We start from the raw sequence: 23,371 nt of genomic DNA, 5'->3' as shown, positions 1-23,371 counted from the left end.
ACCAGTGACGACACAAGTCCCGTCGGGGTCGTCCGCCCTGACGCTGCCGGTGCTCCCGCCGGACACCGACCTCCAGACCGGCGAGCGGGTGGGTGAGCTGATCTACCGCACCCTCCGGGACCGGATCATCTCCGGGGAGCTGCGCCCCGGGGCCCGGCTCAGCGTCCCCGCCCTGGCCGAGGAGTTCCGGGTCAGCCGCAGCCCGGTCCGCGACGCGGTGATCCGGCTGGTCCAGGACGACCTGGCCCGGGAGGAGATGAACCGGGGCGCGGTCGTCGCCCGGATCGAGGGCGAGGAACTGGTCAGCCTCTACGAGGCCCGCGAGGCGCTGGAGTGGGCGGTCGCCCGGCTGGCCGCCGAACGCTACACCCCGGCGCTGCGCCGCCGCCTGCTCGCCCTGCTCACCGAGCACCGGGAGGTCGCCGAGGCCGGCGACTTCGCCCGGCACATCGAACTCGACGCGGCGTTCCACCGGGAGATCCGGCAGGCCGCGCAGAGCCCGGTGCTGATCCGGATGCTCGACGGCGTCCAGGGGCGGGTCATGATCGCGATGCGGTCGACCAGCCTCACCGGCGGCATGGTCCAGGCCGTCGCCGAACACCAGGCCATCTTCGAGGCGCTCGGCTCCGGTGACCCGGACGCCGCCGGTGAGGCGGCGCGGGCGCACATCCGACGACTCAAGGAGCTGCTGCGTGCCGCCTGCTGACACCGTCCTCGCCGTACGGTGCCACGGCCCCGGGGACGTCCGCACCGAGCGGGTGCCGACCCGTCCCCCCGGTCCCGGCGAGGTGGCCGTCGCCCCGCTGGCCGTCGGGGTCTGCGGCACCGACAGCCACATCGTCGGCGGCAGTTTCCCGGCGGCCTACCCGGTGGTGCTCGGCCACGAGGTCTGCGGCCGGGTCACGGAGGTCGGACCGGACGTCGACCGGCTCACCCCCGGTGACCTGGTCACCGTCGAGCCGCACGACTACTGCACCACCTGCGTCTACTGCCGTCTCGGCCAGGAGCACCTCTGCGACCACAAGCGGGGCTACGGGGTGCGCCTCGACGGTGGCATGACCGGACGGATGGTGCTGCCCGCCCGGATCGCCTACCGGCTGCCGCCGGACACCCCGCCCTGGATCGGGGCGCTCACCGAGCCGCTGGCGTGCTGCGTGCACGGCATGGACCAGCTCGACCCCCGCTCCGGCCTGCCCGTGCTGATCTACGGGGCCGGTCCGGCCGGGGCGATGATGGTGGCGCTGGCCCGGTCGCGCGGACTCGCCCCGATCGTGGTGATGGACCCCCGCCCGGACCGGCGGGACCTGGCGCTGCGCATGGGCGCCGACGCGGCCCTCGACCCGGGCGAACCGGGCAGCGCCGAGGCGGCCCGCGCCCACACCGACGGCCTCGGCTTCCCGTACGTGGTCGACGCGGTCGGCTCGGCCCGGATCCTCGAATCGGCGGTGGAGATGGCGAGCCGGGGCGGACGCATCCTGGTCTTCGGGGTCGCCCGACCGCAGGACGAGGCACGGATCCGCCCGAACGAGATCTTCGCCCGGGAACTGACCATCGTCGGGGCGGTGATCAACCCGTACACCCACCACCGCGCGGTGGGGCTGCTGCCGACTCTCGGGCTGGACCGGCTGCGGCCGGCGTTCTACGGCGTGGACGAGGTGACCCGCGCGTTGCGGGCGCAGGGCGGTGGCGAGGCCGACAAGGTGTTCATCGCCCCGTACGGCGAGGAGGCCGCCCGGGGTGGTGTGCGCCCGGCGCGTGTCGCCACCGGGCGGTAGCAGGGGGTGTGGGGGTGGGTGGTAGCAGGGGACCCCTGCACGACAAAAAGCGGTAACAGGGGGCCCCTGCTACCACCCGTCAGGTGTTGACCGGACGGCGGGCGACCAGGAAGACGTGGGTGACCGGCCAGTCCAGCGGTCGGCCGTCCGGGGTGGAGAGCCCGGCGACCGGGGCGAGCCGGTTGGTGACGATCCAGTCGTTGCGGCTCGGGCCGCTCGCCGGGTCGACCTCGAAGCCGACGTCGGCGAGGAGCGCCTTCCAGTCGGCGTACTCCAGGCCGCAGAACTGCTCGCGGGTCTCCGACAGCCAGTTGTCGGTGTAGTCCTTGCGGGTGAGGAAGTCCATCGCGTCGCCGAGCGTCATCTCGACGACCGCCCCGGACGCGTCGGGCGCGGGGCGGTAGGTGAACGGGAACCGGTAGTCGACGGCGAACTGGTCCAGCCGGGCCCGGGTCGACAGCCCGCCGACGTACGCGGCCACCTCCTCCGGCGGCAGGGACGCCAGGTCCGTCCGGGGCCGTGCCGGGTTGGTGCCGTCCTCGGTGGACAGGCGCAACCGCACCGTCCGGTCCCGGCCGTCCGGGCCGCACACGTCGCTGTTGATCCACACCCCGCCGGGCACGGTGTGGTCGTAGATGGCCTGCACGAACCGGCGCAGCGACGCCATCCGGTCACCGTACGACCAGATCTCGTGAGTCAGCGCGAAGGTCAACGTGGTGTCCACCGAGCGCGGCGCGAACACCGCCCCGCCGAGCACGTTACGGCGGTAGAAGAAGACGTTCGGGTTGGTGAAGAAGCCCTGCGCCTTCTTGTGCACGCACTCCTCGAACAGGTGCCGGGCCACCTCGACGCCGATCAGGTCGCTCTCCCGCAGCGCCGGCTCCCGGTCGGCCAGTTCCAGCACCGCTCCCGCGCCGCAGCCGACGTCGACGATCCGCCCCGGCCGGACGTGCTCCCGGACCGCCGACCACTTGCGCTGCGCGGCGTCGGCGAACGCCTCGGCGTACGTCCGGTAGTCCCGGGTGGCGGTGAGGCCGCCCTCGTCGCCGACGACCGGGTCGTTGACCACCGCCCGCACCAGGTCGTCCAGCCGGTAGCGGCGGTACACGTCGACGGTCGCGGGGTGGGCCAGCTCCCGCCAGGCGGGGTCCCCGGCGGCCAGCCGCAGCAGCACGTCCCACGGCCGGGCGGGGGTCGGCTCGACCTCGGCCTCCACGCCGGCGATGGTGAAGCCGAGCCGCTCGTACATCGCGGCGACCTCCGGTGTCGAGCAGGCGACCACGGTGTCGGCCGGGGTCAGCTCCCGCCCGGTGGCCGCCGCCACGTTCTTCAGGGTCACCTCGGCGAACCGGTCGGTCTCGGCGGTGTCGAAGACCGGCACCACCACCGACCGGAGCCCGGTGAGCACGCTGAACCGCTCGATCGCCGCCTCGCGCCGGTGGTAGGGGACCGGGTTGCGTCGGGTGTTCTCGTGGTTGGCCGAGGTGACCGCCCAGACCACGGTGACCCCGCCACCGCCACCGCCACCGCCGCCACCGGCCGTGGCGGTGTCACCGCTGTCGGTCGCGAGTCGGCGGAGGTACTCGGCCTGGAACCGGGTCAGCAGGTGGTGCCGACCGGGAAAGAGCAGGTAGCGGGGCATGGGACGTTCCTAGCCGATCCCCGCCGGGGCGGCCCCGCCGGGGTGTCGGCCCACCCGTCGGGTGGGATCACCGGTCCGCGAACCAGCCGAACGGGTCGGAGAGCCAACGCCAACGGCCGGTCAGCTCGCTGTCGGACGTCTGTGGTGTGATCACTCGCATGAGCCCCTCGCTGCCCCACTTCGGTGACGACTCGGTGCGGATGTGGGTCACCGCCGTGCCCCTGTCCGAGTCCGACGAGGTGAACATCGTGTTGGGCGTCGACACCCGGGGCGGTGCCGACGAACAGCTCGCCTGCGCCCTGTTCAACTACGGTCACGAGGGCGAGGAGGGTGTGTTCTACCTGCTCCCCATGGACCTGTGGGCCCGGGTCGAGGTCACCGACGACCGGCTCGTGGTCCGGCTGGTGACCTTCCCGGAGCGCGCCACCGAGGCGGTACGCCACCACGACGAGGAGTTCCGTCGGATCGTCGCAGGGCTGGGGCTGGAGGAACTCCCGGACGGCCGGGTCGTCGTGCTGCGTCGCGAGATCCGGATCGACCCGGCGGCCCTTGCCGACCAGCCGGGGCTGTTGCCGGGCCCCGGTCACCGGGCCGCGCTGAGCCCGGAGGGCGAGCCCTGCGGTGACGACCTGCGCCCCGTCCTGATCCTCGACCACGAGGGACCGGCGACGCTGGAACAGCTCGTCGCGGCCCTGGACGACGAGGAGGCCAGCGTCCTGGTGGTCGGCGCGGACTGACCGGGCCGGTCCGGCGGGGTCACGGAGACGCCGTACCGGCCGCCGGTGAGCGGGGCAGCGGGCCCTGGGAAGACGTGGTCCGTCCGTGGTCCCGGTGGGCGGTGGTGGAGCCGCAGCCGGGTGCTCGACGACGTCCGGCTACCGGCGGAACGGGTGCCCAACGGAGGCTGTGGAGCTGCCCGCACAGACGGGGCGGCTGGACAGGAAGCAACAGGGGCACAGCCGTACGGCGCGCACTGCGTCTATGGCACCGACTCGGGCGACCGGTTGCCCATGACCGGGGACCACACGCCGAGCCACTGCTCGGCGCCGTACTCCTCGAACCGCTCCACCTCGGTGAACCCCAGCTTCGCCGCGAGGCGCATCGAGCGGTCGTTGGCGGTCTGGGTGCAGAGCACCACCGGCTCGTCGGGGAACGCGCCGGCGAACCAGCCGAGTGCCGCCACACACGCCTCGGCGGCGTACCCGCGTCCCCACGCCTCCCGCAGGAACATGTAGCCCAGCGAGGCCCTGCCGGCAGCTGGCACGACGTGGTCGGGACGCTCCGCGTCGCGCCGATCGAGCGTGACCATGCCGATCATCGCTCCGTCGAGATCGACCACGAAGTGGCCGCGACGCCGCCTGGGCACCTCGGGCACGGCGCGTTCGAGCTCGTCACGCGATCGGGGGCCACCGATGTAGGTGCCGACCTCTGCCGAGGCGAACAACTCGACGAACGCCGCACGGTCCCGGGCCTCGGCCGTACGGAGCACGAGGCGCTCGGTCCTGATCGGGGCGGGCGGCCAGGCGACGGATTCCAGGTCTGCCACGTACGCAGACTAACCGGGGGACCACCCACAGCGGTCGTACCGCGTCCGTACCGTACCCGAACACGTCTCGGCTATCGTCGATCGAATGAGTGAGCGGGAAGCGGTCGCCCACCTGCTGCGGCGGGCCACGTTCGGGCCGACCGCCGGCGAGGTGGACCGGGCGGAACGGGTCGGCGTGGCGGCCACGCTCGACCGGCTGCTCGCCGTCCGCGCGGCGGCGTCCCCCCTGCCGGACCTCGGGCCGGACCCGGCCGCGCAGCTCACCCGGGAGGCTGACCGCGCGCAGCGTCAGCAGGCCAACCAGGAACGCCGGGCGCAGGTGCTCCGGTTGACCGAGTGGTGGCTGGAGCGGATGGTCACCACCGACGACCAGCTCGGCGAGAAGCTGCTCTTCTTCTGGCACGGCCACTGGGCGACCAGCGTCCAGAAGGTCAGGTCCGCCCCGCTGATGCTCCGCCAGTTGGAGACGTTGCGCCGGTACGGGCGGGGGCCGCTGCCGCCGCTGGTGGACGCGATGGTCCGTGACCCGGCACTGATCCTCTGGCTCGACGGACAGCGCAACACCCGGAAGGCCCCGAACGAGAACCTGGCCCGCGAGCTGATGGAGCTGTTCACCCTCGGCCACGGCGGCGGCTACACCGAGGCGGACGTGAAGGAGGGGGCCCGGGCGTTGACCGGCTGGGTGGTGGACCGCCGTACCGGCACGGCCCGGTTCGAGGCCCGCCGACACGATCCCGGCCCGAAGACCATCCTCGGCCGGCGAGCCGCCTTCGACGCCGGCTCGTACGCGCAACTGCTGGCCGACCGGCCGGAGACCGCGCGGTTCGTGGCCGCCCGGCTCTGGTTCCGCTTCGCCGGTCCGGACCTACCGCCGCCGGCCGACCTCGCCGGCCCGGACACGATCACCACCCTGCGCCGGATCCTCACCGCGCCCGACTTCGCGCAGACCCGGGACACCCTGGTCAAACAGCCCGTCGAGTGGCTGGTCGGCGCGCTGCGGCAGCTCGGCGTCCGGCCGGCCGCCCTGCCCGAGGCGGGCCGGCGGCGGCTGACCGCCGGTCTGACCGCGCTGGACCAGGTGCCGCTGCGGCCACCGAGCGTCGGCGGCTGGCCGGCCGGCGCAGCCTGGCTGACCACCTCGTCGCTCCAGGCCCGGCTCCGTACGGCCGACGCGTTGGCGGGGATGGCGGCGTCGACGGTGCTGGCCCGGCTGTCGGCCGCGCCGCCTGACGGGCGGGTCGACGCGCTGGCCCGGCTGCTGGTGGTCGACCGGTGGAGCGACCGCACCCGGGCCGCGCTGACCCCGTTGGCCGGGCAACCCCGCAAGCTGATCGCCGCCGGCCTGGTCAGCCCCGAGTACGTGGTCTGCTGACCGGGAGGAGGAGCACCGTGGACACCGTGACGCGACGGCGGTTCCTGGTGGCCAGTGGGGTGGTCGGGGCGACCGCGCTGGCGGCCGGGGTCACCGCGTACCGCCTGGACGACCTGTTCGCCACCTCGGGCGACCGTGACCCGCAGGCCCGCACGCTGGTGCTGGTCACCCTGTACGGCGGCAACGACGGCCTGAACACCGTCGTCCCGTACGCCGACCCGGCCTATCGGGACGCCCGGCCGGAGTTGGCGTACGAGGCGGAGGAGGTGCGGCGGCTGGACGACGAGGTCGGGCTGAACCCGGCGCTGGCGGGCCTGCACCGGCTGTACGGCGAGGGGCGGCTGGCGGTGGTCCAGGGGGTCGGCTACCCGAAGCCGGACCGCAGCCACTTCCGCTCGATGGACATCTGGCAGACCGCCGAGCCGGAGCGCCCCGGCACCACCGGCTGGCTCGGCCGGTGGCTCGACCGGGCCGGGGGCGACCCCCGACTCGCGGTCTCCTTCGAGCCGGTGCTGCCGCCGCTGCTGGCCGGCGAACGGAGCGCGGGCGCGGCGGTGCCGGTGACCGAGCGGAAGGCGGGACGGGGGCTGCCGGAGTCGACGATGGCCGCGTTCGCCACCGGCTCGCCGGACGACACCCCGGCCCGCGCCCGCGCGGCGGCGTGCTTCGCCGACCTGCGCAGCGTCGACGAGATGATCCGCGAGGTGCGCGACGCCGGAGATGCCGACGCGCCGGAGCAGGAGGGCGAGGCGACGCCGGCCACCGCGACCGGCGGCGCGCGTACCCCGCTCGACGCCCAGCTGGACCTGGTCGCCCAGTGCGTCGAGGCGGGGGTCGCCACCCGGGTCTTCTCGGTCTCGTTGGGCGGCTTCGACACCCACGCCGACGAGAGGCAGTTGCAGGAGATCCTGCTCGGTCAGGTGGACCGTGCGGTCGCCGGCTTCGTCGACCGGATGGCGCGGACCGAGGCGGGCCGGAAGGTGGTGGTGGCGGTCTACTCGGAGTTCGGCCGCCGGGTGCGGGCGAACGCCTCGGACGGCACCGACCACGGCACCGCCTCGAACGTGCTGCTGCTCGGGAACGGCGTGCGTGGCGGCCTGTACGGCGAAGCGCCGAGCCTCACCGACCTCGACGACGGCGACCTGAGGTTCACCACCGACTTCCGGGACGTCTACGCCACCCTGCTGGAGCAGACCCTCGACACCGATCCGGGCGAGGTGCTCGCCGGTTGGCGGGGCCGGCTCACCGGCGTCCTCTGACCGGCCCGGCAACCTGCCGGGAACAGACGGGGGAGAACGGCAGCGTCCTCCCCCGTCACGTCCCGAGCGTTCCGGGGCTGGCCCGGACGGTCAGGGCTGGCTGGGAGTGACCAGGGTCTGGGCGGGCTGTGCGGTGATCGTTCCGGTGCCGGCGGACGTCAGGTTCGACACGAGCCACGGGGTGACCGAGGCCGCCCCGCCGACCGTCCACAGGTCCGGCGTGCCGTTTCCGTCGATGTCGGCGGCGCGTAGGTCGATAGCGGCGTTGGTGTTCCAGTTCGTGGCCAGGTGGTACGCGGTGTAGGTGAGCTGACCGGTGTCCTGGCTGAAGGTCAGGTCGGTCCACAGGTGAAGTGCGCCGGTGGTGCGGTTCCACAGGAACATGGCGGTGCCGCCGGCGAGTTGGGTGGTGGCGATGGTCCAGTTGTTCCAGTCGGTGCCGCCGGTCGGCGTCAGCGCGGTGGCCCGGGTGGCGAGGAGGTAGCCGCCGGGCGTGAAGAAGTTCGGGTAGTAGGTGAGGTGGTGTCCGTTGGTCGCGTCGCCGCTGATGCCGATCAGGTCGGGAATGTCGTTGCCGAGCCGGCGGCTGTCCCCGGCGTTGGCGAGTTGAAGGGGCGAGTTGCCGTACTCGTCCTTCAACTGGTCCGCGATGATGGCCACGTGGTTGCCGCTGAGCTGGGGGTGCAGCGGCGACCCGTCGCCGGTGCCGCGCAGGATGGCCGCACCGCCGGCGTTGTCGCCGGTCGGGTGGTAGACGAGGACGTCCTGGAACGACTCGCCGAAGAACCGTCCCGTAATGATCTGGCTGCCGGTGAAGTCGGCGGGGTCGTTGCCGTCGATGCCGTATCCCCGGAATCCGATGTTGGTGCTGACCGGGTCGATACCGGTCGCGGCGTTCCCGGTGGCGAGCCAGAGCCCGGCCGGCAGGGTGTGGGCGCCGCCGACCGTGAGCAGGTCGGCGACCCCGTCGCCGGTGAGGTCCGCGTCGGGGGCGACGGGGGCCGGATCGGAGTTGAACGTGATGGTGGAACTCTCCCCGGCGGGGCCGCCCGTGAACAGGCCGTAGACGGTGAGCGTGTTGGTGAACCAGGTCGGCTTCACGGAAATGGTGGCCGCGCCGTTGGCGTCGGCCGGCACCTGCGCCGGCGGTCCGGCGTTCAGCTGGTAGACGTACGCGTAAGGGGTTCTGCCGCCCCCTTTGGTAACGCTGAACTCGGCCGGCACGCCGATGGTGGTCGGCTCGCTGGGCGGGGTGATGACGGGGCGGGTGGTGATCTTCTCGGTGGCGCTTCCGGCCCTGGTCGCCTCGACCGCCTCGCCCGGATGGGCGGCGGCGGGTGGGACGGTCGTCAGGACGACACCGGCGACGACGCCGACGAGCGCCGAGGACGCGACGCGCCGGCTGCGCCGGAAGGGGTTGGTTTCAGGCATGGTCGAGGGCTCCCCGAGGCTCGGCTGATATTGGTAGCGCGAGTAGTGAACCAGCCGACCAGGGGGCATGGAAGATCCAAAGTAACTCATGGCTGTCCACTTGGTACCGACTGCGACCATCTTGGGAGCCCGGTACGCCGGTGATCCGGGTGGCCTGGGCTCACCCGTCGACCGTGCGGCGTCCCTGGTCGGGTAGCGCGCGGCGGAGGTTGCCGCCGTACACGTCGGCTGCCTCGGTGGGGGAGAGCCCGTCCAGGCCGACCGGATGCAGGGTCTGGGCGAACGAGACGTGGTCGAGGCTGGGGGAGAAGTCCGAACCCCAGTAGAGACGCCGTGGTCCGAAGCCGTCGAGCAGGACCTCGACGAAAGGGCGGGCGCTGTCGTGCGGCCACGCGTGCGCCGGCTCGCTGACCGCGTACAGGCCGGAGACCTTGACCCCGACGTGCGGTAGGTCGGTCAACCCGAGCAGGGGCGCGAGCGTGACGGCCGCCGCGTCCCGGTCGGGCGGCGTGGGGTGCGCGCCGGGCAGGCCGAGGTGGCTGACCAGCACGGCGCAGTCGCCCAGAGCGGCCAGTGCCGGGCCGAGGTGGGCGGTCGCGCCGGGGGTGGCGTTCAGGCTGATCACCGCACCTGCCCGGTTCAGGTCGGCGGCGGCGTCGGCCAGCCAGCCGGCGAACGTCCGGGCGGCTCCCGCGTCGGCCAGGTAGGCCGAGATCCCGGCGAAACCCGCCGACCACCAGCGGTCCAGGCCGTCCGCCGGCCCGGCGGGCGGAACGTACGCGACGGGGGCGATCCAGTCGTGGTCGGCGGCGAGGCCGGCCAGGTGGTCGTTGTTGCCGGCGAACTCGGGTGCGCCCTCGTACCCGACGACGAGTGCGCGGTCGATGCCGTGCGTCCGGCGCAGCGACTCGTAGACGGCCAGTTCGTCACCGCCGGCCGGGGACCGTCCGTAGCGGCCCGGATACCCGGCGGCGAACAGGTGCAGATGGGCGTCGGCGCGTTCCATGGCGGGACCCTAACCCACTCCGACCAGGCCATTGACGTGGGAGGACCGCTCGCTTAAGTTCTTGTCTCAATTAGGTCCGGATTATCGGCCGCAGGCGAGGAGTGGAGCCGCGTGGTGCAGGTGCACGAGGACGTTGACGATCTGGTACGGCTGCGTCGGCAGCTCCACCAGCACCCCGAGCTGCGGTTCACGGAGCACCGTACGGCGGCTGCCCTGGCCGACCGGTTGGCTCCCATCGGCGAGGTCCGGACCGGAATTGCCGGCACCGGCCTGCTGGTCGAGATCGACGGATGTGCCCCCGGACCCTCGGTGCTACTTCGGGCCGATATGGACGCCTATCCCGTCCAGGATGCCAAGGAGGCCGCCTACGCCTCCGTCAACCCCGGGGTCTGCCACGCCTGCGGGCACGACGTGCACATGACCGTCGTCTACGGTGTCGCGGCCCGGCTCGCGGCCGACCCGCCCGCCCGGGGGTCGGTGACCCTGCTCTTCCAGCCGGCCGAGGAGATCCCGTTCGGCGAGGCGTCCGGGGCCGCCGCGGCGCTCGCCGACGAGGCCCTGCGCGGGCGGCGCTACGACGCCGTCCTCGGCCTGCACTGCTGGCCCGACCTGCCGGTGGGCACGGTCGGCGTCGACCGGGAGACGGCGATGGCCGCCAAGGACGCCTTCCGGATCGAGGTGCTCGGTCGGGCCGCGCACGCGGCCACCCCCGCCCTCGGGCGGGATGCCATCCTCGGCCTGAGCGGCATCGTGAACCTGCTGCACGCCGGGGTCGCCCGGTCTTGCAACCCGCACGAACTGGTCGCCTTCAACATCGGCACGATCTCCGGTGGCGCGAGCCAGAGCCAGGTCGCGGCCCACGCGGAGGCCACCGGCACGCTGCGTACCCACGACGAGGCCACCCGCGAGCGCCTCAAGGAGGTCATCGAGCGGATCGCCCGGCAGCAGGCCGCCGCGCTCGACCTCGGCGTGCGCTTCACCTGGGCCAACGAGATGCCCCCGGTCCGCAACGCCGGGTCGCTGGTGCGGCTCGCGCACGCCGAGCTGCCCGGCTCCGTCGAGGTGGCCGACCTGGCCGAGCCGCCGCTGACCACCGACGACTTCGCCCTGCTCGGCGCGCTCGGTCCCAGCCTCTACGTCAAGCTCGGGGTGACCGGCGAGCGCGGCGGCGCGCCGTTGCACTCCGGCAGCTTCGACGTGGACGAGCGCTGTCTCGCGGCGGGCGTGACCGCCCTGGAGCGACTCACCCGGGCCGTCCTCGACGGGCGGCTCGCCAGCGGGGACGCCGCCGCCGTCGGCGGGGACCGGATCGCGGCCGGCGACGGACGGTCCACCGAGGTCGAGGCGGTCCGGGCATGACCCGCGCGGTGGCGGTGGTCGGGGCCGGGGCGTTCGGCGTACGGCACCTGGCCGCGTACCGGTCGCTCGGCGTGCCGGTGACGGCGCTGGTCGAGCCGGACGCCCCGACCCGCGCCCGGGTGGCCGCCGAGTACGGGGTGCCCCGCACCCACGCCTGTGTCGCCGACCTGCTCGCCGCCGGCCGCCCCGACGCGGCCTCGGTCTGCGTGCCCGGCCCGGCACACCGGGCGGTCGCCGTCGACCTGCTCGCCGCCGGGGTCCCCGTGCTGGTGGAGAAGCCGCTGGCCGCCACCGTCGACGACGCCGCCGCGATCGTGGCCGCGGCCGAGCGGACCGGCGTGCTCTGCCAGCCCGGCCACATCCTGCGGCACAGCGCCCCGCACCGGGCCCTGTACGAGGCGGTCCGCGCCGGCCGGCTCGGCGACGTGCTCGCCGTGTCGTCCCGCCGGGACCGGCCCCGGACGCTGAGCCGCCTCTTCCCGCGCGAACACCCCGCGCTGCTCACCGCCGTCCACGACATCGACCTGGCGCTCTGGTACGCCGGAGCGCCGGTGGTCGAGGTCCGCGCGGTGACCCGAACCCGACCCGGACCGGCCAGCCCGGTCCTGGTGTGGGCGGAGCTTCGGCACGCCAACGACGTCGTGTCGTCGATCCGCAACAGCTACCTGCTCCCCGAGCACGCCACCAACCACACCTCGGACCTGGTCGAGGTGTACGGCACCGACGGGGTCGCGCACGTCGACCTCGGCCACCCCACGCTGCTCGTCCAGGGCGAGCCGACCGAGGCGCCCGACTGGCTCCTCTCCCCGGCCGACGGCGGCGGCGCGCTCGCCGCCGAGTTGCGGCATTTCCTCGGCCAGGTCGACGGCACCGAACCGGCGGCGGTGGTCCCGCTCGCCGACGGATTGCACGTCGTCCGGGTCGCCGAGGCCGTGGTCGACAGCGCCACCGCCGGTGGCGCGGTCCGCCGGATCCCCCCGAGCCCCCCTCACGTGACAGGAGCTTCTGCCGATGTTTCGACGTAGATTGGCCGGCGTCGTCGCCGCCGGCACGGCGGTCGCCGCGCTGCTGACCGGCTGCGGTGGCGGTGACGACGCCTCCGACGGCCCGGTCACCCTCAAGGTGCTGACCTGGGAGCCGGGCGGCACCGAGTACTGGCAGCAGGTCAAGACCAGCTTCGAGGCCGCCCACCCGGACATCAAGTTGGAGATGCAGTCCGTTCCGTTCGACAAGTACCCCGAGGTGCAGGGCCCGTACATCACCTCGCAGTCCGGGCCGGACGTGATGGCGAACAACGCCGGGCTGGAGCTGTTCGACCGGCGCGGCGCGTACGTGCCGCTCGGCGACAAGGCCGCCGAGATCAACAAGGACCTGGTCACCTACAGCGGCGCGTGCGAGGGCTTCGACACCGCCAAGCCGTGTTACGGGGTGCCCTTCTCGTACCAGGGCAACGTCCTCTACTACAACAAGGACGTCCTGCGCGCCGCCGGCCTCGACCCGGAGAAGCCCCCGGCCACCTGGGCCGACTTCGGCGCGGCCTGCGACGCGGTGACGAAGTCGGGCAAGACCTGCCTGGCGCTCGGCCTCTCCGGCACCTTCCCCGCCTACTGGGACTTCCCGGAGATCGCCCGCAACTACCTGTCCGAGGAGGACATCCGGGGCCTGCTGGCCGGCACCCTGTCCTGGACGGACCCGAAGCTGGTGTCCGTCCTGGAGAAGCTGGCCGAGATCACCACCAAGGGCTGGACGAACAAGAACGCCCCGTCGATCACGATGCTGCCCGACGGCGCGGACATCTTCCAGCGCGGCGACGCCGCCTTCGCCGGCACGATCATCTCGGACGCGGTCAACTGGGACGCCTTCGGCAAGGCCCTCGGTGACGACAAGCTGGGCGTCACCCGCTGGCCGACGATCAACCCGGACGCCCCGCTGGCGCAGAAGTTCTCCGGCATCGAGGGCGCCGTCTACGGCGTCACCAAGTGGAGCGAGAAGAAGGACGCCGGCCTGGAGTTCATCACCTGGCTGGCCGGCAAGGAGAACGGCGAACTCTGGGTGAAGCACGCCAAGGGCCAGCCGCTGAACAAGAACGTCGACCCGGCGCTGCTGCCCTCCTCCCCGGCGTTCCGGAAGATCCAGGAGCTGGTGGCCGAGCCGACCCTGCACGCCGGCGTGATGCTCTCCGGTCCGGAGGCGGACGCGCTCGCCCGGGGCTGGCAGCAGGTGACCCTGGGCCAGCTCACCGTCGACAAGTGGGCCGAGCAGATGCAGCAGGCGCTGGAGCGCAGTCCCACGAAGAAGCAGGGCAAGTGACCGTACCGGTCGCAGGCGGCCGACGTGCCGCCTGCGACCGGTGAGTCCCGGGGAAGGAACCCTGATGACCGTTTCGACCGTGCCGGTCGCGAAGTCGGCGGGCGCCGACGAACCCGCCCGGCCCACCCCCGCGCCACGCGGGGCGGGCCGGGCGCGGGAGTGGTGGCTCGGGGCCGCCCTGGTGCTGCCCGCCCTGGCCCTCGTGGTCACGTTCAAGCTGGTGCCCCTGGTCCGGGGGGTGATCACCAGCCTCGAGTCGTCCAGTGGGTTCGACGGCGGGTCGTTCGCCGGGGCGGACAACTACACCCGGATGCTCGACGACCCGATGGTGCTCACCAGCTTCCGCAACGCCCTGCTGGTGGTCGCCACCCTGCCGTTCTGGGTGGTGATCCCGCTGATCCTGGCGGTCTTCATCCACCAGCGGGCACCGGGTTGGAAGTTCTTCCGGGCCGTCTACTTCGTCCCGTACACCATCGCGCCGATCGTGGTCGGCATCATGTTCCGGCAGATCCTCGCCCCGGACGGGCCGATCAACGCGTCGCTGCGCGCGGTCGGCCTGGAACCGTTGGCCATCGAGTGGCTCAACGGCCGGTGGAGCGCGATCTTCTCGCTCGTCGCGGTGGCGCTGTGGAGCTTCTTCGGTCTGGGCGTGATGACCTACCTGGCCGGGCTTTCCACCATCCCCGACGAGGTGCTGGAGGCCGCCTACCTCGACGGGGCCGGCTTCTGGCGGCGGCTGTTCTCGGTGGTGGTGCCGATGCTGCGCCCGACGGTGGCGTACTGGAGCGTGCTCTGCGCGTCCGGCGTGCTGATCTGGCTGTTCCCGCTGATCTACGCGTTGACCCAGGGCGGCCCCGGTGACGCCACGATGATGCCGGAGTACCTGGTCTTCCTGACCACCTTCCAGTTCCTCGACCGGGGCTACGGCTCGGCCATCGGCATCGCGCTCTTCGTCTTCGTCGCCCTGCTGTCCGTGTTCAGCGTGCGGCACATGTTCAAAGAGGGGACCCGCAAGCCGCGATGAACACGCACGCCGCCCGGATCGGGCGTTACCTGTTGACCTTCGCGCTGGTGGTCGTCGCGGTCGCGGCGATCTACCCGCTGCTGTTCACCGTGGTCAGTTCCCTGAAGACGCAGACCGGCTTCGCCCGCGACCCGCTCGGCCTGCCGACCAGTGGGATCACGCTGGAGAACTACGTCGAGGCGTTCCGCCGGATGGACATGCCCCGACTGCTGTTCAACTCGCTCGTCACCACGGTGGGCGGGCTGGTGCTGTCGGTGCTGGCCGCGCTGCTGGTCGCGTACGTGGTGACCAAGCTGCGGTTCCGGGGCAAGAAACTGGTCTTCCTGCTGATCATCGTCTCGCTGACCATCCCCAGTCAGGCGATCATCTACCCGCTCTACCAGACCGTGCTGGACCTCGGCATGTCCGGCGAGTACCAGGGGCTGATCCTGGCCTACGCCGCCTTCGGGCTGCCGCTGGGCACGTACCAGCTCGCCGGGTACTTCCAGCAGATCCCGGACGAGCTGATCGAGGCGGCCCGGGTGGACGGGGCCGGGCACTTCACCGTCCTGTTCCGCCTGCTCACCCCGATCGCCACCCCGGCGCTCGCGGCGCTGGCCATCTTCAACTTCGTCTGGATGTGGAACGACCTGCTGCTGCCCCTGGTGATCATGGGTGGCTCGGACAGCAAGACCCTGATGGTCGGGGTGTCCCTGCTCAGTGGGCAGTACGACGTCTCGGTGCCGCTGGTCAGCGCCGGCCTGATCGTCGCGCTGCTGCCGGTGCTCATCATCTACCTGGTGTTCCAGCGGCAACTGGTCTCCGGCGCGCTCGCCGGCTCGGGCAAGTGAGCCCGGCCGAGGCCACCCCGGACCCGGCTGCGGTCACCCCCGGCCCGGCCGACGCCGGGCCGGGGGCGCAGGTCTGTCACCTGTACCGGCTGCGGCCCGGCGCGGAGGCCGAGTACGAGCGGCGGCACGCCGAGATCTGGCCGGAGATGTCGGCGCTGCTCGACGAGGCGGGCATCTACGACTACCACATCTACCGGCACGGGCTGCTGCTCGTCTGTGTGCTGCGTACCCGGCACGGGTTCCGGTACGCGGACCGGGTCACCGGTGCGTCGGCCGTGCAGCGACGGTGGACCCAGTCGCTGGCACACCTGTTCGCCGAGATCGCCGACGCCGACGGCGAGCCGCTCTGGGCGTACCCGGTCTTCCACCACGCCGGTCGGCCCCCGGCGGACTGACGTGCCGGTCCGGCCAGCCCCGGCGGACTGGCGTGCCGCGTGACGACGTGGCCCGGCGGGATCTGCCGCCGGGCCACGTCGCTGTCGTCGGGGAGCGCGGCGCGCTCCGGCGGTCAGACCGCGTACGCGACCGAACCGTCGGCGCGCAGCGGGATGCGGGTCAGCGGGCGGCCGGTGAGATCCAGCGGGGTGTCGTCGGCCAGGTCCAGGGTGACGCCGAGCCCCGGCTCCTCGGGCACCGGCAGCCAGCCGCCCTGCCGGCGGACGCACGCCCGGGCGGGGCCGTCGGCGAGCTGGTCGTCGAGGGGGGAGTACTCCTGCGTCACGAAGTTCGGAATGGCCGCGTCGAGGTGCACCGAGGCCATGGTCAGCAGCGGCCCGAGGCAGTTGTGGCTGACCACGGCGGCGTGGTACGCCTCGGCCAGCGCGGCGATCTTGCGGGCGTGGCTGATCCCGCCGGCCAGCCCCAGGTCGGGGCGGACGTACTGGGCGCCGCCCTGGGCGAGCAGCTCCTTGAACTCCCAGATGGTGTGCAGCCGTTCCCCGTTGGCCATCGGCACCCCGAGCGCCCGCCGGGCCACGGTGGCCTGGCTGCTGATGCTGTCGATCTGCACCGGGTCCTCGACCAGCAGCGGCAGGTGCCGGGCCAACGCCGGCACCACCGCCTCGGCCTGCAACGGGGTGAGCTTGCGGTGCAGCTCGACCAGCAGGTCCACGTCGGGGCCGACGGTCTCGCGGACCGCCGCGGTGGTGGCCTCGGTGGCGGTGACCAGCCGGTGCAGCGACAGGTCGCCGTAGTCGGCGGGGAGCGGGTCGAACTTGACCGCGGTGAAGCCGTCGGCCACGGCCGCCGCCGCCTGCGCGGCCAGTGCCTCCGCTCCGGTGCCGGGCAGCAGCAGGTGCAGCCGGATCCGGTCGCGTACCCGACCGCCGAGCAACTGCCAGACCGGCACGCCGAGTCGCTTGCCGAGCAGGTCCCACAGGGCGATGTCCACCGCGGAGACGGCGGCGGTGAGCACCGAGCCCCGGAACGGACCCATCCGGTAGAGGTGGTGCCAGTGGTGCTCGATCCGGTTCGGGTCCGCGCCGAGCAGGTGCGGCCGGAACGCTTCCACCACGGCGTGCACGGCGGTGGGGTAGCCCCAGCAGGCGGACTGGCCCACGCCGACCAGACCGTCCGACGTCCGCAGCTGGACGAAGTGCGCGTCGCCCCGCACCACCGACTCGACGGCGGTGATCTCCATACCTGCCCCCAAATTAGAGACCAATAACGGCCAGAAACTTGCTCTTGCACTCTTCCATAGCCTTACGCCGCTGGTCTAGGCTCCGATGCGAACGAGCCGGAATAAGGCTCTAACTAACACTGGGGGTGTGATGGGTCTGCCGGACGACTATCGGTCGATGGCCCGGATCCGCCGGTTCGAGGAGCGGCTGGCCGCCCTCAAGGACGCCGGTGAGGTCCCGGGTTCGATCCACCTGTGCAACGGGCAGGAGGCGATCCCGGTCGGTGCCGCCCGCGCGCTGCGCGACGGCGACCACGTGACCGCGACGTACCGGGGACACGGCTGGGCCATCGCCCGGGGCGTGGACCTGGTCGGGCTCTTCGCCGAGATGATGGGACGTGACTCGGCGCTGTGCGGCGGGCGGGCCGCCTCGCCGTACCTGACCGACCCGGGGCGTTGGTTCATCGGCGAGAACTCCATCGTGGGCGCCGGTGTGCCGGTCGCCGCCGGGGCGGCGCTGACCGCCCAGCGCACCGGCAGCGGCGCGGTCTCCGTGGTCAGCATCGGCGACGGCGCGATGAACCAGGGCAACGTGCACGAGGCGATCAACCTCGCCGCCGTGCTCGACCTGCCGCTGGTGCTGGTCGTCGAGAACAACGTCTACTCCGAGATGTCCCGGATCGAGGACATGGTGCGGATCCGGCAGCTCGCCGACCGGGCCCCCGCCTACGGCGTGCCCGGCCGGGTGGTCGACGGCAACGACTGCGACGCCGTCGCCGAGGCGGTCGCCGAGGCGGTCACCCGGGCCCGCGAGGGCGGCGGGCCGTCCATCGTGGAGGCGATGACCGAGCGGCTGGTCGGCCACTACAGCGGCGACGTGCAGCACTACCGGCCGGCCGGCGAGATCGCCGCCGCCCGGGAACGCGAGCCCCTCGCGCGGATCCGGCAGGCCGCCGACGCCGACCTGACCGCCCGGCTCGACATCGTCGACGCCGAGGTGGCCGCCGAGATCGAGGCCGCCGTCACTGCCGCCCGCGCCGTGCCGTTCCCGGACCCGGCGACCGTCAAGGAGCACGTCCATGTCTGAGTCCCTGCGCTACATCCAGGCCGTCAACGCCGCGCTCACCTGGGCGCTGGACAGCCGGGAGGACACCGTCTACTTCGGCGAGGACGTCGCCCTCCCCGGCGGGCCGTTCGGCGCGACCAAGGGGCTGCACAAGCGGTTCGGCTCCGCGCGGATCTTCGACACCCCGATCTCCGAGACCGGCTTCCTCGGCATGGCGCTGGGGGCGGCGATGACCGGCCTGCGGCCGATCGCCGAGATCATGTACGCGGACTTCTCGTTCGTGGCGATGGACCAGTTCGTCAACCAGATCTCCACCATCCGGTACGCCAGCAACGGCCGCTGGAAGGCCCCGCTGGTGATCCGGATGCAGCAGGGCTACTCGCCCGGCGCCTGCGCCCAGCACTCGCACTCGCCGGAGGCGTACTTCGCGCACACCCCCGGGCTGCGGATCGCGCTGCCGGCCACGCCGGACGACGCGTACCAGATGCTGCGCACGGCCGTGGTCAGCGACGACCCGGTGGTGGTCGCCGAGGCCCGGATGCTCTACCCGACGCGCGGCCCGGTGCGCACCGACGCCCCGGTCGAGCCGGTCGGCGGGGCCCGGGTGGTCCGCCCCGGCGGCGACGTCACCGTGGTCACCTGGTCCCGGATGGTGTCCGCCTCGGTGGAGGCGGCCGGCACCCTCGCCGAGGAGGGCATCGAGGCCGAGGTGATCGACCTGCGCTGGCTCAACCCGCTGGACTTCGACACCGTGGCCGCCTCGGTGGCCCGCACCGGCCGGCTGGTGGTGGCCCACGAGGCGAACCTGACCGGCGGGTTCGGCGCGGAGATCGCCGCCCGCGCGGCGGCGGAGTGCTTCGCCGACCTGCGCGCCCCGGTGGCCCGGGTGGGCCTGCCCGACCTGCCGATGCCGGCCGCCCCCACCCTCCAGCAGGCCGTGGTGCCCGAGGCGGCCGACGTGGTGGCCGCGGTGCGGCGGACGGTCGGTCGATGACCAGCCCCACCCCCTCGGCCGGTCCGGACCCGTCGGTCGACCACACCCCGTCGGCCGGTCCGGATTCGTCGGCCAACTCCACCCCGTCGGCCGGTCTGCTGGCCGGCCGGCGGGTGGTCGTGGTCGGTGGAGCCTCCGGCATCGGCCTGGCGACCGTACGGGCCGCCGCCGACGCGGGCGCGGCGGTCGCCGTCCTGGACGCCGACGGCGACGGCGCGATCGCCGCCGCCGACGAGGCCCGCCGCGCCGGGGCGACCGCCTGTGCCCGCCGGGTGGACGTGACCGTCGAGGACGAGGTCGCCACCGCCCTCGACGACGTGGCCGCCGAACTGGGCGGTATCGACGCCGTGCTGCACGTGGCCGGGGTGATGCGCGGCCAGGGGCTGGACGTGCGGGACGTCCCGGTCGAGCTGTGGGCGCGGGTGATCGCGGTCAACCTGACCGGGCCGTTCCTGGTCGCCAAGCACGCCACCCGGCACCTCACCCCCGGCAGCGGCGTGCTGGTGCTGGTCGGATCGAAGGCCGGCGTGCTCACCGGCTCGGGCTCGGTACCCTACGGCGCGAGTAAGGGAGGGTTGCACGGGCTGGCGCTCACCCTCGACCGGCAGCTACGTCCGCAGGGGATCCGGGTGCACACGCTCTGTCCCGGCGACATCGACACGCCGCTGATGCGGCGGTCGCTGGACGAGGCGCGGGCCAACGGCACCGACGGGGGCCGGGTCGCGGCGATCGAGGCCGCGCTGGGTCGCCCGGAGGACGTGGCGTCGGCACTGGTGCTGCTGGCGTCGCCGGCCAGCGACGGTGTCGTCGGCACCGTGCACAGCGGCTGAGCACCCCACCCGAGGGCGGCGACGACGTGGAGGCAACACGATGATCGGCATCATCGGTCCGGAGGACTCGATCCGGCTCGTACAGGAGGTCGCCGAGGGCGAACAGCGCGCCGCCGACCTCACCGTACGCGCCTACACCCGGCCGGAACAGGCTCCCGAGCTGGCCCGGGAACTCGACGAGCTGTGCCAGGTGATGCTCTTCACCGGGCGCATCCCGTACGCGTTCGCCGCCGCGACCGGTGGGCTGCGCGCCGAGATCGACTTCGTGCCGCACGCCGGCATCGACCTCTACCGGACGCTGTCCCGGATGCTGCTGGCCAACGGCGGGCGGCTGCCCCGGGTGAGTGTGGACACCATCGAGGCCGACGTCGTCCGGGAGACGTACCACGACATCGAGCAGGCCCCGCCGACCGAGATCCTGCCTATCGCCGACTCCTCCGGCCTGCTCTTCTCCGGCCTCGACGAGATCACCGCGTACCACCGGGAGCGGTACGCCTCGGGCGCGGTCGAGGCCTGCCTGACCTGCCTCGGGGCGGTGCACCGGGACCTGCGGGACGCCGGGGTGCCGGTCTGGCGCGTCGAGCACACCCGCGCCTCGGTCCGGGACGCGCTGCGCCGGGCCTGGCTCGCCGCCGAGGTACGCCAGTCCCGGGGCACCCAGATCGCGGTGATGATGATCGAGCTGGCCGAGCCGGCCGGCCGTCAGGGCGACCAGTACCAGGCGGAACGGGCCCGACTGCGGCTGCGCGAGGCCCTGCTGGAGCACGCCGAGCGGATGCGCGGCCGGCTGGGCACGATCGACGACCGGACGATGCTCATCACCACCACCCGGGGCACCGTGGAGAGCGCCATCGCCCGGTACCGGGCCGGGCACGCCTCCCTGCTCACCCTGCGCGGCGTCGACGTCGAGCACACCGTCGGCTTCGGGGCCGGCACCACCATCGCCGCCGCCGAGGACAACGCCCGCAAGGCGCTGGCGCTCGGCCGGGGCAGCGGCGACACCCACGTGGTCTTCCCGGACGGGGAGATCTACTCCAGCCGGGAGAGCCCGGTCAAGCAGCGGCTCCGGGAGACCGCGCCGGGCGTCCTGCGGGTCTCCGAACAGCTCCGGCTGGGGCCGCTCTCCACCCGCCGGCTGCTGGAGGCGCTGCACCAGATGGACCCGAACCAGGTGACCGCGCGCGGGCTCGCCGACGCGTACGGGGTGGAGGCCCGCTCCGCGCGCCGGCTGCTCAAGGCGCTGCGGGCGGCGGGCTTCGCCGAGGAGGTCGGGCTGCACGTCAGCACCGGCGCGGGCCGGCCGCAGACCGTCTACCGGGTGGCCATGCAGCGCCTCGGCGAGGCGATCGGCGGTGGCACGTGAGGTTCGAGCCCACCTACCTGGTCACCGCCACCTTCGCCGCCGACGCCGGCACCCGGCGGGAGCCGTACCGCGCCGCCCACCTCGCCCACGTGGCGTCTCTGCTGGCCGACGGCACCGCCCTGGTCGCCGGGGCGCGGGCCGACCTGGCCGCCTCCGTCCTCGTCCTGCGGGCTGCCGACGCCGACGCGGCACGGGCCCGCTGTGAACACGATCCGTACTGGCAGCACGGGGTCTGGACGGCCATCGAGGTGGTCGAGTACCTCGCCGCCACCCCGCAGTCCCTCGGGAGGTCATGATGTCGCAGTACCGCCGGATCGCCGGGGTCCGGGTGCACGGCGCCGAGTCCGCGCCGTACGCCGCCCGGCTGGTGGAGGAGGCCCTGGGCCGGGCGTCCGAGGGGGTGTCGGTCCGGTTCACCGCCGACCCGGCCCTACCCGAGGGCGGCTACCGGATCGAGGTGCCCGAGACCGGGGAGATCCGGGTCAGCGGCGACCCCTTCGCCGGGCTGGTGTACGCCGCCCGGGAACTGGCCGACTCCGCCACCCCGGCCGGCCTGCCGGTGGGCGTGCGGACCGGGGCGCCGGGCCTGCCGCTGCGCACCCTGTGGACCTGGGACCACTCCACCAACTGGGACCTGCGCCAGCTCGGCCAGCAGGAGATCGGCGCGCTCAACCCGTACGCCAAGTCGGCCGAGGCGTTCGGCGCGGACTACCGGCGGCTGGTCGACTTCTGTAGCCGGGAGCGGATCGGCGGCATCGTCGTGTACGGGCTGCTGCGCGACGCCCACGGCGGCGTCGAGGCGGCCCGTGAGCTGTGCGAGTACGCCAACGAGCGCGGTGTGCGGATCGTCGCCGGCATCGGGATCAACGCCTACGGCGGCATCTACTTCGACGGCCGGCACCGCTACAACCTCGCCACCTGGCTGCGCCAGCGCCCCGACCTCGCCGCCGAACTGCCGAAGAAGGTCGGCTTCGACATTGACGAGTTCGGCGACCTGCACTTCCCGGCCAGCGAGTACATGATGGCCGCCTGCCCGTCCCAGCCGGACAACCTGGCCTGGCACCGCGACGCCGTGGACTGGCTGCTGGACACCCTGCCGGTGGGCGGGATCAACTTCGAGACCGGTGACTACGGCAGCTGCGCCTGCGCCCGGTGCGCCGCCCGCACCGGCGGGGAACGCACCTCGTGGTCGTACGAGGCGATGCGGTCGGTGTACCCGACCCTGCTGGACACCGCCCGGCGGACCGGCCCGGCCGGGGTCCCGCTGCGGCACCTGGTCGAGGTCTACTGGGACAACATCTTCGACCTGGACGCGCAGAAGCCCCTCGCGGACCTGCCCGACGACGTGGCGTACCAGTACTGCGTGAACCGGGGCTTCTGGTACGACAACCGGGACCGGCTCACCGCCGACCACGTCGAACGGCTCCCGCACACCACCAACGTGCTGCGCACCCACGCCGGCTCGCAGTGGAACCGGCAGCGGCACTCCTGGGTGCCGGAGATGTACGCCGACATGGCCACCCGCTCCGGGGCGGCCGGACTGCGCGGGCTGACCATCTTCGCCGAGCCGTCGGCGTACCACCCGACGAACGAGGTCAGCTACCTGGCGTACGCCCGGTTCACCTGGAACCCGGAGCTGGCCTGGGCCGACTTCTGGCGCGACGACGTCGCCCCCCGCTTCGGCGGCCCGGCGGAGGCGCAGGCGTTCGCCGACGGCGCGGCCGTGCTGGACGACGCCGCCGCCACGGCGGAGGCGCTCGACGCCGTCCGGTCGGACGCCCTGGCCATGGTCGCGGCCACCGCCGGGGACGTGCAGCGCCGCTGGCTGTGGCTGGCCGAACGCGCCGCCCGGCACGCCCACTCCGCCGCCTCCTGACGTCGCCGGGCGGCCCGGCTCGGGACCGCCCCGCCCCGGCTCACCCACCCGCGCCGCCCCGACCGTCCCG

The 23,371-nt window shown here is 73.3% G+C and carries 22 protein-coding genes; 17 read left to right on the top strand and 5 right to left on the bottom strand.

The features are described 5' to 3' along the window. Nucleotides 1–4: 4 nt before the first annotated feature. Together GA0070618_RS00975 and GA0070618_RS00970 are read left to right on the top strand one after the other, a co-directional pair. Nucleotides 5–706, top strand: a complete 702-nt coding sequence (locus tag GA0070618_RS00975) for a GntR family transcriptional regulator (protein WP_143740287.1) — start codon at nt 5–7, stop codon at nt 704–706. Further along, entirely contained in the window at nt 693–1,775 is a 1,083-nt protein-coding gene (locus GA0070618_RS00970) for an alcohol dehydrogenase catalytic domain-containing protein (RefSeq protein ID WP_170107838.1), read from the top strand. Before GA0070618_RS00975 ends, GA0070618_RS00970 begins: the two co-directional genes overlap by 14 nt. A 79-nt stretch (nt 1,776–1,854) precedes the next feature. On the opposite strand, the gene GA0070618_RS00965 is transcribed toward GA0070618_RS00970, so the two are convergent. Continuing rightward, the gene (locus GA0070618_RS00965; protein WP_088979932.1) at nt 1,855–3,417 is read right to left on the bottom strand and encodes a class I SAM-dependent methyltransferase; all 1,563 of its coding nucleotides are present in this window, start codon (nt 3,415–3,417) and stop codon (nt 1,855–1,857) included. 158 nt (nt 3,418–3,575) lie between these two features. Here GA0070618_RS00965 and GA0070618_RS00960 point away from each other — a divergent pair, with 158 nt between their 5' ends. Beyond that, nucleotides 3,576–4,154, top strand: coding sequence for a hypothetical protein (locus GA0070618_RS00960; RefSeq protein WP_088979931.1), 579 nt, complete (start codon nt 3,576–3,578; stop codon nt 4,152–4,154). A 242-nt stretch (nt 4,155–4,396) separates the two neighbouring features. Here GA0070618_RS00960 and GA0070618_RS00955 read toward each other — a convergent pair whose 3' ends face one another. Continuing rightward, nucleotides 4,397–4,963, bottom strand: coding sequence for a GNAT family N-acetyltransferase (locus GA0070618_RS00955; RefSeq protein WP_088979930.1), 567 nt, complete (start codon nt 4,961–4,963; stop codon nt 4,397–4,399). A gap of 85 nt (nt 4,964–5,048) precedes the next feature. Here GA0070618_RS00955 and GA0070618_RS00950 point away from each other — a divergent pair, with 85 nt between their 5' ends. Next, entirely contained in the window at nt 5,049–6,335 is a 1,287-nt protein-coding gene (locus GA0070618_RS00950; protein ID WP_088979929.1) for a DUF1800 domain-containing protein, read from the top strand. A gap of 17 nt (nt 6,336–6,352) precedes the next feature. Next, complete coding sequence (locus tag GA0070618_RS00945; RefSeq protein ID WP_088979928.1) at nt 6,353–7,594, top strand: DUF1501 domain-containing protein; 1,242 nt, start codon at nt 6,353–6,355, stop codon at nt 7,592–7,594. Between the two features lie 90 nt (nt 7,595–7,684). Here the strand turns inward: GA0070618_RS00945 and GA0070618_RS00940 are convergent, their stop codons facing one another. Together GA0070618_RS00940 and GA0070618_RS00935 are read right to left on the bottom strand one after the other, a co-directional pair. Then, nucleotides 7,685–9,025 carry a hypothetical protein gene (locus GA0070618_RS00940; protein WP_088979927.1) on the bottom strand — a complete coding sequence of 447 codons (1,341 nt, stop codon included), beginning with the start codon at nt 9,023–9,025 and terminating at the stop codon, nt 7,685–7,687. Nucleotides 9,026–9,185: 160 nt separating this feature from the next. Then, a complete protein-coding gene (locus tag GA0070618_RS00935) occupies nt 9,186–10,031 on the bottom strand; it encodes an amidohydrolase family protein (RefSeq protein WP_088979926.1) in 846 nt (281 codons plus the stop codon). A gap of 111 nt (nt 10,032–10,142) precedes the next feature. Between GA0070618_RS00935 and GA0070618_RS00930 the strand changes: the two genes are divergently transcribed. The 6 genes from GA0070618_RS00930 to GA0070618_RS00905 all read left to right on the top strand — a co-directional run bounded on the left by GA0070618_RS00930 (nt 10,143) and on the right by GA0070618_RS00905 (nt 15,949). Beyond that, nucleotides 10,143–11,390 (top strand): M20 metallopeptidase family protein, encoded by a 1,248-nt coding sequence (locus tag GA0070618_RS00930; protein WP_157748906.1) that lies wholly within the window; start codon nt 10,143–10,145, stop codon nt 11,388–11,390. Next, nucleotides 11,387–12,415, top strand: a complete 1,029-nt coding sequence (locus tag GA0070618_RS00925; protein WP_088979924.1) for a Gfo/Idh/MocA family protein — start codon at nt 11,387–11,389, stop codon at nt 12,413–12,415. The genes GA0070618_RS00930 and GA0070618_RS00925 overlap by 4 nt, the downstream gene beginning before the upstream one ends. After that, the gene (locus GA0070618_RS00920) at nt 12,402–13,700 is read left to right on the top strand and encodes an ABC transporter substrate-binding protein (protein WP_088979923.1); all 1,299 of its coding nucleotides are present in this window, start codon (nt 12,402–12,404) and stop codon (nt 13,698–13,700) included. Before GA0070618_RS00925 ends, GA0070618_RS00920 begins: the two co-directional genes overlap by 14 nt. Nucleotides 13,701–13,764: 64 nt before the next feature. Continuing rightward, nucleotides 13,765–14,724, top strand: a complete 960-nt coding sequence (locus GA0070618_RS00915) for a carbohydrate ABC transporter permease (RefSeq protein ID WP_088979922.1) — start codon at nt 13,765–13,767, stop codon at nt 14,722–14,724. Continuing rightward, entirely contained in the window at nt 14,721–15,554 is an 834-nt protein-coding gene (locus GA0070618_RS00910; RefSeq protein ID WP_088979921.1) for a carbohydrate ABC transporter permease, read from the top strand. Before GA0070618_RS00915 ends, GA0070618_RS00910 begins: the two co-directional genes overlap by 4 nt. Beyond that, nucleotides 15,551–15,949 (top strand): L-rhamnose mutarotase, encoded by a 399-nt coding sequence (locus GA0070618_RS00905; RefSeq protein ID WP_143740288.1) that lies wholly within the window; start codon nt 15,551–15,553, stop codon nt 15,947–15,949. The genes GA0070618_RS00910 and GA0070618_RS00905 overlap by 4 nt, the downstream gene beginning before the upstream one ends. A 113-nt stretch (nt 15,950–16,062) precedes the next feature. Here the strand turns inward: GA0070618_RS00905 and GA0070618_RS00900 are convergent, their stop codons facing one another. Further along, nucleotides 16,063–17,193: a mandelate racemase/muconate lactonizing enzyme family protein gene (locus GA0070618_RS00900; protein WP_088979920.1), complete on the bottom strand. Its 1,131-nt coding sequence runs from the start codon at nt 17,191–17,193 to the stop codon at nt 16,063–16,065. A gap of 130 nt (nt 17,194–17,323) precedes the next feature. On the opposite strand from GA0070618_RS00900, the gene GA0070618_RS34210 reads away from it, so the two are divergent. The 6 genes from GA0070618_RS34210 to GA0070618_RS00880 are packed head-to-tail and all read left to right on the top strand — an operon-like array spanning nt 17,324 to nt 23,301. Further along, the gene (locus GA0070618_RS34210; RefSeq protein ID WP_197701768.1) at nt 17,324–18,259 is read left to right on the top strand and encodes a thiamine pyrophosphate-dependent dehydrogenase E1 component subunit alpha; all 936 of its coding nucleotides are present in this window, start codon (nt 17,324–17,326) and stop codon (nt 18,257–18,259) included. Further along, on the top strand, nt 18,252–19,232 hold the full coding sequence (locus GA0070618_RS34205; RefSeq protein ID WP_197701709.1) for an alpha-ketoacid dehydrogenase subunit beta: 981 nt from the start codon (nt 18,252–18,254) through the stop codon (nt 19,230–19,232). The genes GA0070618_RS34210 and GA0070618_RS34205 overlap by 8 nt, the downstream gene beginning before the upstream one ends. After that, on the top strand, nt 19,229–20,062 hold the full coding sequence (locus tag GA0070618_RS00890; protein WP_088979919.1) for an SDR family NAD(P)-dependent oxidoreductase: 834 nt from the start codon (nt 19,229–19,231) through the stop codon (nt 20,060–20,062). Before GA0070618_RS34205 ends, GA0070618_RS00890 begins: the two co-directional genes overlap by 4 nt. Nucleotides 20,063–20,102: 40 nt before the next feature. Next, nucleotides 20,103–21,425, top strand: coding sequence for a helix-turn-helix domain-containing protein (locus tag GA0070618_RS33245; RefSeq protein WP_094977955.1), 1,323 nt, complete (start codon nt 20,103–20,105; stop codon nt 21,423–21,425). Next, on the top strand, nt 21,422–21,721 hold the full coding sequence (locus GA0070618_RS33240) for a YciI family protein (protein WP_094977956.1): 300 nt from the start codon (nt 21,422–21,424) through the stop codon (nt 21,719–21,721). Before GA0070618_RS33245 ends, GA0070618_RS33240 begins: the two co-directional genes overlap by 4 nt. After that, nucleotides 21,721–23,301 (top strand): hypothetical protein, encoded by a 1,581-nt coding sequence (locus GA0070618_RS00880; protein WP_088979918.1) that lies wholly within the window; start codon nt 21,721–21,723, stop codon nt 23,299–23,301. Before GA0070618_RS33240 ends, GA0070618_RS00880 begins: the two co-directional genes overlap by 1 nt. Nucleotides 23,302–23,371 lie beyond the last annotated feature (70 nt).

It is taken from the genome of Micromonospora echinospora (assembly GCF_900091495.1).
In the GTDB taxonomy this organism is placed as follows: Bacteria; Actinomycetota; Actinomycetes; order Mycobacteriales; family Micromonosporaceae; genus Micromonospora; species Micromonospora echinospora.
This window is presented reverse-complemented; position numbering and strand designations above follow the sequence as displayed.

Coding starts and splice junctions, on each gene's coding strand:
- GA0070618_RS00960 (WP_088979931.1), top strand. CDS start 3,576: ATGAGCCCCTCGCTGCCCCACTTCGGTGACGACTCGGTGCGGATGTGG.
- GA0070618_RS00900 (WP_088979920.1), bottom strand. CDS start 17,193: ATGGAGATCACCGCCGTCGAGTCGGTGGTGCGGGGCGACGCGCACTTC.
- GA0070618_RS33245 (WP_094977955.1), top strand. CDS start 20,103: ATGATCGGCATCATCGGTCCGGAGGACTCGATCCGGCTCGTACAGGAG.
- GA0070618_RS00965 (WP_088979932.1), bottom strand. CDS start 3,417: ATGCCCCGCTACCTGCTCTTTCCCGGTCGGCACCACCTGCTGACCCGG.
- GA0070618_RS34210 (WP_197701768.1), top strand. CDS start 17,324: ATGGGTCTGCCGGACGACTATCGGTCGATGGCCCGGATCCGCCGGTTC.
- GA0070618_RS34205 (WP_197701709.1), top strand. CDS start 18,252: ATGTCTGAGTCCCTGCGCTACATCCAGGCCGTCAACGCCGCGCTCACC.
- GA0070618_RS00925 (WP_088979924.1), top strand. CDS start 11,387: ATGACCCGCGCGGTGGCGGTGGTCGGGGCCGGGGCGTTCGGCGTACGG.
- GA0070618_RS00910 (WP_088979921.1), top strand. CDS start 14,721: ATGAACACGCACGCCGCCCGGATCGGGCGTTACCTGTTGACCTTCGCG.
- GA0070618_RS00950 (WP_088979929.1), top strand. CDS start 5,049: ATGAGTGAGCGGGAAGCGGTCGCCCACCTGCTGCGGCGGGCCACGTTC.
- GA0070618_RS00935 (WP_088979926.1), bottom strand. CDS start 10,031: ATGGAACGCGCCGACGCCCATCTGCACCTGTTCGCCGCCGGGTATCCG.
- GA0070618_RS00940 (WP_088979927.1), bottom strand. CDS start 9,025: ATGCCTGAAACCAACCCCTTCCGGCGCAGCCGGCGCGTCGCGTCCTCG.
- GA0070618_RS00915 (WP_088979922.1), top strand. CDS start 13,765: ATGACCGTTTCGACCGTGCCGGTCGCGAAGTCGGCGGGCGCCGACGAA.
- GA0070618_RS00890 (WP_088979919.1), top strand. CDS start 19,229: ATGACCAGCCCCACCCCCTCGGCCGGTCCGGACCCGTCGGTCGACCAC.
- GA0070618_RS00920 (WP_088979923.1), top strand. CDS start 12,402: ATGTTTCGACGTAGATTGGCCGGCGTCGTCGCCGCCGGCACGGCGGTC.
- GA0070618_RS00880 (WP_088979918.1), top strand. CDS start 21,721: ATGTCGCAGTACCGCCGGATCGCCGGGGTCCGGGTGCACGGCGCCGAG.